This is a genomic window from Sphingomonas zeae, from assembly GCF_014197135.1.
GTDB lineage: Bacteria > Pseudomonadota > Alphaproteobacteria > Sphingomonadales > Sphingomonadaceae > Sphingomonas > Sphingomonas zeae.
In genome coordinates this window covers 328488-341558 of sequence record NZ_JACIFA010000002.1, presented here as the reverse complement: position 1 = coordinate 341558, position 13071 = coordinate 328488, and the positions used below count along the sequence as shown (strand labels likewise).

At 66.8% G+C, this 13071-nt stretch carries 10 protein-coding genes; 9 read left to right on the top strand and 1 reads right to left on the bottom strand.

Annotated elements, in window-relative coordinates; genetic code table 11:
• Positions 1-47 precede the first annotated feature (47 nt).
• Positions 48-2642 (bottom strand): PAS domain-containing hybrid sensor histidine kinase/response regulator, encoded by a 2595-nt coding sequence (locus GGR45_RS04735; RefSeq protein ID WP_175312985.1) that lies wholly within the window; start codon positions 2640-2642, stop codon positions 48-50.
• 130 nt (positions 2643-2772) lie between these two features.
• Between GGR45_RS04735 and GGR45_RS04730 the strand changes: the two genes are divergently transcribed.
• From GGR45_RS04730 to GGR45_RS04690, 9 genes are all read left to right on the top strand, one after another.
• Positions 2773-3255: a hypothetical protein gene (locus tag GGR45_RS04730; protein WP_285138762.1), complete on the top strand. Its 483-nt coding sequence runs from the start codon at positions 2773-2775 to the stop codon at positions 3253-3255.
• Between the two features lie 90 nt (positions 3256-3345).
• Positions 3346-5523 (top strand): TonB-dependent receptor, encoded by a 2178-nt coding sequence (locus GGR45_RS04725; RefSeq protein WP_246358050.1) that lies wholly within the window; start codon positions 3346-3348, stop codon positions 5521-5523.
• Positions 5524-5534: 11 nt separating this feature from the next.
• Positions 5535-6935: a PepSY-associated TM helix domain-containing protein gene (locus tag GGR45_RS04720; protein ID WP_175312983.1), complete on the top strand. Its 1401-nt coding sequence runs from the start codon at positions 5535-5537 to the stop codon at positions 6933-6935.
• A gap of 43 nt (positions 6936-6978) precedes the next feature.
• Complete coding sequence (locus tag GGR45_RS04715; RefSeq protein ID WP_175312981.1) at positions 6979-7497, top strand: TspO/MBR family protein; 519 nt, start codon at positions 6979-6981, stop codon at positions 7495-7497.
• A gap of 52 nt (positions 7498-7549) precedes the next feature.
• Complete coding sequence (gene coxB / locus GGR45_RS04710; RefSeq protein ID WP_175312979.1) at positions 7550-8518, top strand: cytochrome c oxidase subunit II; 969 nt, start codon at positions 7550-7552, stop codon at positions 8516-8518.
• Complete coding sequence (ctaD, locus tag GGR45_RS04705; protein ID WP_175312977.1) at positions 8515-11025, top strand: cytochrome c oxidase subunit I; 2511 nt, start codon at positions 8515-8517, stop codon at positions 11023-11025. Before coxB ends, ctaD begins: the two co-directional genes overlap by 4 nt.
• Positions 11022-11399 (top strand): hypothetical protein, encoded by a 378-nt coding sequence (locus GGR45_RS04700; RefSeq protein WP_175312975.1) that lies wholly within the window; start codon positions 11022-11024, stop codon positions 11397-11399. Before ctaD ends, GGR45_RS04700 begins: the two co-directional genes overlap by 4 nt.
• Positions 11396-11974 (top strand): cytochrome c oxidase assembly protein, encoded by a 579-nt coding sequence (locus GGR45_RS04695; RefSeq protein ID WP_175312973.1) that lies wholly within the window; start codon positions 11396-11398, stop codon positions 11972-11974. Before GGR45_RS04700 ends, GGR45_RS04695 begins: the two co-directional genes overlap by 4 nt.
• Complete coding sequence (locus GGR45_RS04690; protein ID WP_175312971.1) at positions 11971-13008, top strand: c-type cytochrome; 1038 nt, start codon at positions 11971-11973, stop codon at positions 13006-13008. Before GGR45_RS04695 ends, GGR45_RS04690 begins: the two co-directional genes overlap by 4 nt.
• Positions 13009-13071: the final 63 nt, after the last annotated feature.

The following is a 13071-nucleotide window of genomic DNA, read 5'->3' as shown; positions in this document are numbered from 1 at the left end:
GCGTTACGCAGTACCGCGATGCCGGGGGCACCATCACCGCCGACGGATCAGGGGGCATGGGGTTCGTACCGCCTAGCGCCCGCGCCCATCGCCGCCTGGACTCCCATGACCAGCGCATCCACCGTGAAGGGCTTGGTCAGCAACTGCATACCCGGCGACAGATGCCCGCTGTTCAGCACTGCATTCTCCGCATAGCCCGTGACGAACATGACATTCAATTCATGTCGCAATTCCCGTGCCGCATCGGCCAGTTGCCGACCGTTCATGCCGCCGGGCAGACCGACATCGGTGACGAGCAGGTCGATCCGCTCGTCCGATCGCAGCACGGCCAGCCCCTCCACGCTGTCCGCCGCCTCGATCACCCGGTATCCCATGTCGCGCAGGACGTCGGTGATCATCATGCGTACGGTCGCCTCGTCGTCGACGACCAACACCGTCTCCCCGGCGCCCGACGTGCTGGCGGTCACGCCGGTCGCATCTTTGCCCTCGCTTTCGGCGGGGCCGTCATGGCGCGGCAGATAGAGGAACACCGTCGTTCCCTCGCCGGGTGCCGAACGGATGCGCACCTGCCCGCCCGATTGCTGGGCGAAGCCATAGATCATGCTCAGCCCCAGCCCGGTCCCCTGCCCCAGCGGCTTGGTGGTGAAAAAGGGGTCGAACGCCTTTTCCATCACGTCCGGGGTCATGCCGGTACCGGTATCGGTAACGCACAGCGCCAGATATTCGCCGTCCGGTATATCGGCAAAGCGGGCATTGCCCTTGTCGAGGTGGCGATTGACCATCTCGATCGTGATCCGCCCGCCGTCCGGCATCGCGTCGCGCGCGTTGATGCACAGGTTCAAAAGTGCATTCTCCAGTTGCGGCGCATCGACCAGCACGGTCCACAGATCGTCCGCCCCCTGCGTCTCCAGCGCGATGCCCGGCCCGACGGTGCGGCGGATCAGGTCGCTCATCCCGGCGACGAGCGCACCGATATCGGTCGGCCGGGGCGCCAGCGTCTGCCGTCTGGAAAAGGCGAGCAGCCGGTGGGTCAGCGCCGCCGCGCGCCGCGTCGCGCCCTGTGCTGCGTCCATATAGCGGTCGAGATCGTTCACCCGCCCCTGGGCCAGCCGCAGCGCCATCAGTTCCAGCGAACCCGATATCCCGGCGAGCAGGTTGTTGAAGTCATGCGCCAATCCGCCGGTCAACTGGCCCACCGCCTCCATCTTCTGGCTTTGGCGCAGCGCCTCCTCGGCGCGCATCAGCTCGGCGGTGCGATCGGCGACGCGCTGTTCCAGCTGGTCGGTCAGCGCGCGCAGTTCGGCGATGGCGGTGTCGCGCTCGGCCTCCAGCGCACGGCGGACGCCGACATCGATCAGCACGCCGGGAAAGTGGAGCGGTGTGCCGTCCGGGGCATGATCGACCCGGCCATTGGCCTCCAGCCAGTGATAGCGTCCGTCATGGCGTTTGACCCGATATTGATGGGCATAGGCGCCGCCGCGCGCGATCGCCTCGTCAATCGCCTCGGCCAGTCCAGCCCGGTCGTCCGGGTGCACCGTCTCGACCACCTGCGCCAGGCTCAGGCCCTCATGGCCAAGCGCCGGGTCCAGCCCGAAGTTGCGCGCGAACGGCTCATCGACGGTGAACCGGTCGGACGGCAGGTCCCAGAACCAGGTGCCGATGATCGCTCCCGCCTCGAGCGCCAGCTGCACCCGCTCGGCGTTCAGTCGCGCCCTTGCCTCGGTCGCCCGCAATTTCTGCTCGATGCAGACGCGATCGGTGATGTCGAAGCTGACGCCCGGAAAGCGCACGCAACGCCCGCTTTCGTCGGTGATGCAACGGCCCCGCGCCGATACCCAATGGATCGCACCATCGGACTGGACCAGCCGATATTCGGAGACGAAGCGTCCCACCGCATCGCCTTCCCCGGCCCCGGCCCCGGCCATCGCCTCGGCAACCTCGCGCTCCACCCGTTCGCGGTCCTCGGGATGGATGCCCTGAAAGAATTGCGCGATCGGCATCCCCGTCTCGGCCGCGACCGGATCGACCCCGTACATGGCGGCGAAGCGTCGGTCCGAGCGGACCGAATCGTTCACCACGTCCCAGTCCCACATGCCGACATGGGCGCCCGAATTCAGTGCCAGGTTCAGCCGCTCGTCCGCCTCGCGCTGCCGCCGTTCGGCCAGGACGCGCGCCGTCGTCTCACCCGTGACGCAGACCATGCCGGCGATCGCGCCGCGATCGTCGAAGACCGGCGAATAGGAAAAGGTCCAGAAACTCTCCTCCGGCCGCCCCTCGCGCGCCAGATCGAGCCGCATGTCGGTCATCTGTGCGACCTTGCCCGACAGCGCCTTGTCGACCAGCGGTGCGATATCATCCCAGATGCTGCTCCACAGGATGGGGAACGGCATGCCCATCGCGGTGGCGGCGCGATAGCCCAGGATCGGGCGATATGCGTCATTGTAGAAGGAGATGAGGTCCGGCCCCCAGACCAGATACATGGGCACCGGGCAGGCGATCATGGTGGCCAACTGGCACCGCAGCGCGGTCGGCCATGTCTCGGGGCCGCCCAGACTGGTCTGGGTCCAGTCGAACGCGACGATCTCGTCGACGACCTGGCCCGTGACGCCGTTCAGAAATGCAAATGCGGAGGAATGGACCATCGGCCAACCCTGCAATAGTGCGCGAACAAACGCCAGACCGCCGGCATCCGACTGTATTAAAAGCACAAACAGGGATTGATGATGCCGATCCGAGATGATGGGGCTTTTTTGTCGAAACTGATCTGCCTGGGTGACAGGGCCGATCCGCTCGATTACGCCTCGCCTCATGCTGGCGATCCGCAGCCTGTTCGCGCAACGCCATCTGGCCGTGCTGCTCTGCACAGCGGCGTTGCTGCTCAAGCTGCTGATACCTGCGGGTTATATGATCGGCCAAGTCGACGGGCGCGCGGCGATCATCCTGTGCCCCGGCAGCGCGCCCATGCCGGACATGACCCCCATGGTCCATGACGGCGCCATGGCGATGGACCATGCGACCATCGTCCATGACCGAAGCGGGCACGCCCCCCGCCATTCCGACAAGGATCATGGCCGCGACATGCCCTGCGCCTTTGCTGGACTGAGCACGCCCGGTCTGACAGCGACCGACCCGATCCAACTTGCCCTGCTCATCGCGTTCGTCATGGCGATGGGGCTGGCCATGCCGGTCCTGCCCCGCGCCGTGGCGGCACCCTATCTACGGCCACCCTTGCGGGGTCCGCCCGCGCTTTCCTGACCCGTTTCATCCGGTATCGCCGCCAGGGGGTGGCGACGCCTTCATGATGCTCACCCCCGCCATGGCGGGGGTCGGTCGAAAGCACCCTTCATGGTTCCAATCCTTGCGATGCCGGACATGGTCGTGTCCGGCCAGGCGGCGCCGCCGCCTTCTTCTCCCACGGTCGTGGTCACGGCCAAGCGGCTCGGCGATACGCTTGACGAAAAGTCCGCGGCGGCCAGCCGCCTGCCTTTGTCGGTTCGCGAAACCCCCGCCAGCATCGAGATACTGACCCAAGACGAATTGCAGAGGCGCGGCATCCGCACCGCGCGCGAGGCGTTCGATCAGGTGGTCGGGGCGATCTCCGGCAATGTCCCGGGCAATCCGGCGGTGGTCACGATGCGCGGCTTTGCCGGCAACACCGTCTCGATCCTTCAGGATGGCGTGCGCGTTGCAGCATCCACCGTGGCCCAGCGCGACACCAACATCTGGCATTACGAGCGGATCGAGGTGCTGAAAGGCCCCGCCTCCGTCCTGTATGGCGAAGGCGCGCTGGCGGGCGTCATCAACAAGGTGACGCGCAAGCCCGTGCTCGGCGAGCGTATGCTCGACCTGATGCTGTCGGGGGGCAGCTTCGACACGATATTCACAGGCGCCGGAGTCAATCTGCCCGTCTCGTCCACCATCGCGGTGCGCGCCGACGCCAGCTATCAGCGCTCCGACAGCCTGTACGATGTCGACCATAATGCCAGCGTCTCGACCGGGCTGACCACCAGCGCGCTGTTCCGACCCAGCGATCGCCTGTCGCTGCTGGTCGCGGTCGATCATTTCGAGGATCGTTACGACGCGACCTATCAGGGCCTGCCGCTGATCCCCGCCCGCTACGCCCTCGATCCCAGCGATGCGGTGCGCAGCAGCGCCGGGCTGGTCGCCGATCAGAGCCTGAGGCGGCGCAACTATAATCCGGAAGGCGCATGGTCCGGCGCGAACGAGACGACAGTCCGATCACGGCTCGACTGGACGATGGGCGACGGCTGGACCGCCGCGCTTGACCTGACCGGCTATACCGCCGACCGCGCCTTTCTGCTCGCCGATACGCAGAGCTTCGTCGGGCCAAGCGCCGCCTTCCCCGATGGCGGCATCCGGCAGAGCTATCAGGATTTCCGCCACGATCATCATTTCTGGAATGCGCGTGGGGTCATAGGGCGTGACGGGCGGATCGCCGGTTTCCGGCACCGTTTCAGCCTGGGCGCGGAGTACAACGCCACCGACTTTACCAGCCTTCGCCAGCAGGCGCCACTCGGCACCCTGCCCGACGTCGATCTGCGCCAGCCCGCGCTGATCGTTGCGCCGAGCTCTCCGGCCGTTTTCACCAGCGGCAATGTGACCTTCCGCTCGCGGCTAAAACAGGCTTCGGTCTTTGCCGAGGATGCAGTCAACCTGACCGCGCGCTGGCTGGTCGTCGGCGGAGTCCGCTGGGACCATATCGCGCTCGACCGGACGACGATCCAGAATGTCGGGGGCGCGGCCGACCGTAACGCGCCGCGTTTCGATCCGGTGTCCTGGCGCGCGGGCACGACCTGGGAAGCCGTGCCGGGGCTGACCCTGTACGCGCAATACACCACCGCCGTTTCGCCCGTGTCGACGATCCTGCTCGCCTCGATCGCCAATAGCCGCTTCCGCCTGACTCATGGCCGCGCGGTCGAGGCGGGGTTCAAGGCGAGCGGCTGGGGCAACCGCGCGACGCTGACCGGCGCGGTCTATCGCATCGCCCAGTCGGACATCCTGACCCGCGACCCGACCAACCCCGCCTTGAGCGTGCAGGGCGGGCGGCAATCCTCACGCGGGATCGAGCTGACCGGCGAGCTTCGCCCTGTCCCGCCACTGCGGCTCACGGCGGGCGCATCCTATGTCGATGCGCGCTATGACCAGTTGTCGGAGCTGGTCGGCGGCGTGCGGATCGATCGCAGCGGCAACCAGCCGATCAACGTGCCCGACACAACGTTGTTCGCCGCCGCCTTCTACACCCTGCCACACGAGGTCACGCTGGGCGGCATCCTGCGCCAAGCGGGCGGCTTCTATACCGACACCGCGAACAGCATCTACGTCGCGGGTCACGCGCTGCTCGATGCCAGCCTGTCGCTCCCCGTCGGCCAGCACACCACCCTGACCTTTCGCGGACGCAATCTGACCAATCGCTTCTACGGCGAATATTCGGGTTACCCGACCACCAACATCTATATCGGCGCGCCGCGATCCTTCGACATCGCGCTGACGGCCCGGTTGTGAGGAGCACATCCATGACATCCGCCTCCCGCCATGCCGCCTTCCACCGGACCATCTGGCGCTGGCATTTCTGGGCCGGACTGCTCGTCGCGCCAATCCTGCTGATGCTGAGCCTGACCGGCGCCATCTATCTGTTCAACGACGAGTTGAACGATGCAATCTACCCGGAGCAGCGATTCGTCGCACCGCGCCACAGCGATGTACCGATGTCGCGCATGATCGAGGCGGCACTCGCCGCTTATCCGGGCAGCGCCTCGCGGGTCGATATGCCCCAAGCCACCAATCGATCGGCGGTGGTCTTCGTTCAGCCGACCCAGGGACCGCCCCGCCGCGTCGCGGTCGATCCGGGCACGGGTAAAGTGCTGGGCAGCGTCGTCTATGACCGCACGTTGGTCGGCTGGGCCGACGCCATGCACCGTTCGATGCTGATGGGCATGTTCGGCGAGCGGCTGGTCGAGCTGGCCGTCAGCTGGGCGCTGGTGCTGCTCGTCACCGGCGTCATCCTGTGGTGGCCGCGCGGGCGGTTCACGGCGGCGGGGACGCTCTGGCCGCGACTGCGGGGGCAAGGACGCCGGTTCTGGCGCGACCTGCATGGGCCGGTCGGCGTGTGGACCGTGGCGCTGATCGGCTTCCTGATCGTCACCGGCCTGCCCTGGGCCGGGGTCAGCGGGCCGCTGATCCACCGGGCCGGAGCAGCCTTGGGCGTCGGCTATCCGCCGTCCTTCCGCCAGTACAACATACCCCATAGCGTGCCGATGAAGGCCGCCTTGGGGGATGCGCCGTGGACGTTGGAGGATGCGCCGATGCCCCATTCGGCCATGCCCGCCATGGGCGGCGAACATGCCGATCATGGTCCGGAAATGCCCGGTGCCACCCATGACCCCGCGGTCATTCGTGGCACCGACCGGGTCACCGCAATTCTCAGCGCGCATGGCTGGTCGGGCAGCTATCGCCTGTTCCTGCCCAAGGAAGCGGACGGGGTCTATACCGTCTTCACCTATCCCGACCGGCCGGTGGGGCAAAAGACGCTCTATATCGACCGCTATAGCTTCAGGTCGATCGGGCCGGAGGTGCGCTATGCCGATTACGGCATCGTCGGCCGCGCGGTGGAGTCGGGGGTGCAGCTTCACATGGGCAATTATTTCGGCCGCGCCAACCAGTTGCTGATGCTGATCCCCTGCATCGCCATCTGGGTCCTGACGATCAGCGGCGTCGCCATGTGGTGGAAGCGTCGCCCCAGCGGGCGGCTCGGCGCGCCGCCAAAACTTTCAGGTGCGCGGGTCGGCGGACTGCTCGCTTCGCTGGTCGTGGCGGGCATCGCCCTGCCGCTGTTCGGCCTGTCGCTGATCGTCATCGGCCTGCTCGACCGGATCGTCTTGTGGAGCCGCCGCCGGATGGCGATTGAACGGGGTTGAGCCAAGGCCGTTATCCCTCCGACATTCGGAAGGGATGAAGGCCATGAAGAAGCAGGGATTCTCGCCGCTGGTGGCGGGCGGCATCGCAGGCGGCGTGCTGGGGCTGAGCGCGCTGATCGGGCGGCGCAACGCCCCCGATCCGTCACACCCGCGCATTCGCCGCTGGTATGCGCGGCTCGACAAGCCCGGCTTCACCCCGCCCGACAAGGTGTTCGGCGCGGTATGGCCGGTGCTGGAGACGCTGGCGGCGGTCGGCGGCTATCGCCTGCTGCGCCAACCCACCTCGCCCGCCCGCAATGCCTCGGTTGCGCTGTGGCTGGGCAACAGCGCGATGATCGGCGGCTGGACCGAGCTGTTCTTCCGCGAACGCCGCACCGGGGCCAGCACCGCCGCTGCCGGAGCAATGGCGCTCGGCACCACGGCGCTCGTCGCCACCGCCTGGAAGGTCGATCGCCCCGCTTCGGCCAGCGTCATGCCGCTGGCGGCATGGCTGGGCTTTGCCACCCTTCTCGCCGGGGAGGTTTGGCGCCGCAACGTCGAGGAAGACCGCCGCCAAACATGAAGTTTGGATGACATTAACATGAACCAATCCACCATCGAAACGTTCGGGGGCGATGCGGGGGAAAAGCAGCGCCACTCTGATCGTGACGGCCAATGTGCTGGCGGGATGCAACACGCATCAGTCCACGCTGGCGCCGTTCGGGGTCGATGCAGCCGATATTCGGCATCTTTTCATCATCATGCTGGTCGGCGCGGTGGTGATCGCGGGCGGCGTCGCGCTGCTGATGCGCCATGCCGTCCGTGCGCCCGAAGGATCGATCGACCATCGCAAGGGGATGCGGATCGTTCTGTGGCTGGGCGGGATCATCCCGACCATCGTGCTGCTGGCGCTGCTCGCCTATTCGCTGCCTTATATGAAGCCGCGTCCGGCTTCGCCCGCCGACCTGACCATCGCGGTCGACGGCGAGCAATTCTGGTGGCGCGTCGCCTATGCGCCGCCGGGCCGCGCGCCCATTCTCAGCGCCAATGAGATCCGCATTCCCACCGGCCGCACCGTCGCCTTTCGCCTGAGCGGCGGCGATGTCGTGCACAGCTTCTGGATACCGGGGCTGGCGGGCAAGATGGACATGATCCCCGGCCGCATCAACAGCCTGGTCGTCCGCGCCGAAAAGCCCGGTCGCTATCGCGGGCAATGCGCCGAATTTTGCGGGCTGTCCCATGCGCTGATGGCGTTCGACGTGATCGCCATGCCGCCCGCCGCCTTCGACGCCTGGCTCGCCGAGCAGGCCCGCCCCGCCCGACCGAGCGACGATCCGGGCGCGCGTCTGTTCGCTGCCAATGGCTGTAGCGGCTGCCACGGCATCGCGGGCGTCACCGCGCCCAGCCGCATCGGCCCAGACCTCACCCATTTCGGATCGCGGCGGACGCTGGCGGCGGGCATCCTGCCGATGACCACGGCGAACGTCGCCAAGTTCATCCGCCATCCCGAAAAGACCAAGCCCGGCGTGCGGATGCCGTCCTTCCCCCAATTGTCGGATGACGAGGGCGTGGCCCTCGCCCGCTATCTTCAGGGCCTGAAATGAGCCTCCACGCGCAGGACGATCCCCAGCTTCGCGCCGCCCAGGAGGAACGGCTGCGCGCGGTGTGGAAACCACCCAGCGGCCTGTTCCTGCGCTGGACCGATACCAACAACAATCGGGTCGGCGTCTGGTACACGCTGACCGCGTTCGGCTTCATGCTGTTCGCCGGCGTGCTGGCGCTCATCATGCGGACCCAGCTGGCGGTGCCGGACAACGACCTCGTCTCGGCGAACACCTTCAACCAGCTGTTCACGCTGCACGGCTCGATGATGATGTTCCTGTTCGCCGTGCCGATGTTCGAGGCGGTGTCGATCATCCTGCTGCCCCAGCTGCTGGGCGCGCGCGACCTGCCCTTCCCGCGCCTGTCGGCCTTTGGCTATTGGAGCTTTCTGCTCGGCGGCGTGTTCGTCGGCGGGTCGATCTTCTTCAACGCTGCGCCCGATGGCGGCTGGTTCATGTACCCGCCGCTGACCACCCGCACCGACCTGAGCGGCTTGGGCGCGGACATCTGGATGCTGGGCCTGTCCTTCATTGAAGTGTCGTCGGTGGCGGCGGCGGTCGAGCTGATCGTCGGCGTGCTGAAATGCCGCCCGCCGGGGATGCGGCTGAACCTGATGCCGCTCTATGCCTGGTATATCCTGGTCGTGGCCGTGATGATCCTGTTCGCCTTCCCGCCGCTGATCGCGGGCGACCTGCTGTTCGAGATGGAGCGGCTGCTCAACTGGCCCTTCTTCGACGCCGCGCGCGGGGGCGATCCGCTGCTATGGCAGCACCTGTTCTGGATCTTCGGCCACCCGGAGGTCTATATCGTCTTCCTGCCCTCCATCGCCTTGTTCGCGATGATGATCCCGACCTTCGCGCAGCGGCATCTGCTCGGCTACCCGTGGATCGTGCTGGCCGCCGTCGGCACCGCCTTCCTGTCGTTCGGGCTGTGGGTGCACCATATGTTCGCGACCGGCCTGCCCAAGATCAGCCTGGCCTTCTTCTCCGCCGCCTCCGAGGCCGTCGCCATCCCGACCGGCGTGCAGATCTTCGCCTTCATCGCCACGCTCTGGGCGGGCAAGGTGAAGTGGTCGACGCCGTTGCTCTACGCGAGCGGAAGCCTGGCGGTGTTCGTGATCGGCGGGCTGACCGGTGTGATGGTCGCGGTCGCACCGTTCGACTGGCAGGCGCACGACACCTATTTCGTCGTCGCGCATCTCCACTATGTGCTGATAGGCGGCACGCTGCTGCCGCTATTCGGTGGGCTCTATTATTATTGGCCGCTGATTACCGGCAAGAAGCTGTCCGACCGGCTGGGGCGGATCGCCTTCTGGATCATGTTCGTCGGCATCAACCTGACCTTCTTCCCGATGCATCTGTCGGGGCTGGAGGGAATGCCGCGCCGGGTCTTCACCTACCCCGAAGAACTGGGCATCGGCTGGCTGAACCTCGCCTCCACCGCCGGGTCGTATATGTTCGCGACCGGTGTCGCGGTGCTGGTCGTCGACCTGATGCTGTCGCCGACGCGGACCAAATCGCCGCGCAACCCGTGGAATGCCGGGACGCTCGAATGGCTGGCGCACCCGGATGACGAGGATTGGGGCATCCGATCGGTGCCGCTGGTCGAGAGCCGCTATCCGATCTGGGACCAGAAGAATTTCGTCGCCAAAGTCGATGAAGGCCGCTTCTTCCTGCCCGACGCCGAGGAAGGCCGCCGCGAGACGATCATCACCTCGGTCCTCGATGCCAAGCCCGTATCTGTGATCCGGCTGGGTACGCCCAGCGTCAAGCCGATGCTGACCGCCGTCGCGCTGGGCAGCGTGTTCATCCTGACCACCTATCACCTCTATCTGATCGCGGCTTTGGGCGGCGTGGTGACGCTGGGCTGCATCTTGTGGTGGCTGTGGGATACCGCCGAAATCCCCGAAAAGCCTGAAAAGCCGATCGGGCACGGGATGCGCCTGTCGCTCTATATCTCCGGCCCGGCCGCGCCCGGCTGGTGGGCGATGTTCATCACCATGATGGCGGATGCGACCGCCTTTTCGGGCCTCGTCTTCGGCTATTATTTCTACTGGACGATCCATCTCGATTTCGGTGCAGGCTTTGACGAACCGGGTAGCGGCGGGCCGCTGATGGCGCTGGCCCTGTCGCTCGCCAGCTGGGCGGCGACGCTGAGCGCGCGCGAGGTTCATGGCTGGGGCTCGGTGACCGCAGCACGGGGACTGCTGATCGCCGGCGCGGTCACCGCTGTTGGCAGCTTGTTCGCCGGGCTCGCCTGCCTCGACGGGCTGGACCCGGAGGCCAATGTCTATCCGGCTATCGTCTGGGTGCTGGTCGTCTGGACCGTCGTCCATGCCGCCGTCGCCGCGATCATGCAGCTCTACACGCTCGCCCGCAGCATCGCGGGGCGGATGACGCCGACCCATGACGCGGACATCCGCAACATCACCGTATATATGCATTTCTTCGCACTGACCGCGATCGTCACCTATCTGACCATCGGCCTGTTCCCGGAGACGGGGCTATGAAGCGCTGGCTCAAGCGCGCGCACCGCCTGCGCGTCACCCTCTGGACGCTGATCGTGCCGCCGACCACCTGGGCGGTGCATTTCCTCTTCTCCTATCTGTGGGTTGCGATCTCGTGCGAGCGGATCGGCCAATGGGCGTTGTTCCCCACCGCCTTTGCGATCGGCACGGTCGTCGCGCTGATCGTCATCCTCGCGTCCGGCGTCATCGCATGGCAGCAATCGCGCACGCCGGGCGATCCGCCGCCGCATAATGAGGGCACCGACATCGATCGCCTGCGCTTCCTGGCCTATTCCACCATGCTGCTCGCGGGATTGAGCTTCGTCGCGGTCATCTTCACCGCCATGCCGGTCCTTATGCTGGGCGATTGCCGGTGAAGCGCGGCTGGTTGATGCTGGGACTGGCGCTGTTGTCGCTCGGTTGGGCGTTCAGCACATGGGGCATGACTGGCCATATGGTCGCGCACATGATCGCGGTGGCGGTTGCCGCGCCGCCGATCGCGCTGGGGCTGCAGGGTACGCAGGTAGATCCGGTGATGCGTCTGCCCCGGCTGGCCACGCCGCTGACCGCCGCGCTGATCGAGGCGGTGGTCGTCTGGGGCTGGCATGTGCCCGCGCTTCGGCGGTTGGCGGACCACACCACCGCCTGGCTGATCGTCGAGCAGGCGAGTTTCCTGGCGGTCGGCCTGTTGCTCTGGGCCGCCGTGCTCGCGCCGCGCCACCGTGCCGCAGGCGTCGCCGCTTTGCTCGTCACCTCGATGCACATGACCCTGCTGGGCGCGCTGATCGGCCTCGCCCCGCGTCCGCTCTATAGCCATCACGACATGGGCGCGCTGGCGGATCAGCAGATGGCGGGCGTCGTCATGCTGCTGGTCGGCGGCGTCGCCTATCTGTGCGGCGGACTGACGATGCTGGCGCGGCTGCTCCAGGCCAAAGAGGAGGCGCACGCATGACGATCCGCATCACCTGGAAGCGGGCGCTGGCGACCGTGCTCGGCCTGGCGCTGCTCGGCATGGGCGTGGCCTGGTCGGGGGTCATCAACCTCGCGGCCTCCAGCGGGCATTGGGCGATCACCGACTGGTTCCTGCACTGGACGATGCGCAACTCGGTGCGCACCCATGCCGCCTTCACCGCGCCCAAGGACCCTGCCGATGCGACCGGGCTGGTCAGCGCGGCGGGGCATTTCGCCAACAGTTGCGCGATCTGTCACGGCGCCCCGGGACAGAAACCCGCCCCCGTGATGCAGGCCGCCACCCCGCCCGCGCCTGACCTGTCGGTGAACGCGCGTGAATGGACCGACAAGCAGCTGTTCTGGATCCTCCAGCACGGCGTCAAATATACCGGGATGCCCGCCTGGGCCGTGCAGGACCGCCCCGACGAGGTGCGGCGCATGGTCGCCTTTGTCCGCCGCCTGCCCGGCATGAGCGCCGCCCAGTATCGCGCGCTGGTCGCCGAAGCCTCGCCCGCGATCGATCCCGACAATTGCACCGGATGCCATGGCAAGGACGGCCGGGGTCGCGGTGCGCCCGACATTCCGATCCTGGGCGGCCAGAGCCCCGAATATCTGCTCGCCGCGTTGAAGGGCTATGCCAATGGCACCCGGTCGAGCGCGGTCATGCAGCAGGTTGCGATGCGGATGGACCCTGTCCAGATGGAAGCCGCCGCGCGCCGCTTCGCCGCTATGCCGGGACTAGGCGCGAAGCCCGCAGGCGATCCGGCGGCGGCGCAGATCGTCGAGCGCGGGCTGCCCGACAAGCAGCTTCCCGCCTGTGTCAGCTGCCACACGCCTGGCAAGCCCTACCCCGTCCTCGCCGGACAGCGGGCCAGCTACATCGCCGCGCGCCTGCGCCATTGGCAGGGTGACAAGAATATCGTCGATGCGCGCAAGAGCCACGCGACCATGCCGGTCATCGCGCGGCGTATTCCGAAGGATATGATCGACCCCATCGCCCGCTATCTGGCGGGAGATACGGGTGCGCGCCGTTGACGCCGGATGCTTTTGAACACGGGATAAAAACGCATTCCTCCCCTTGCAGGGGAGGAATTGAAT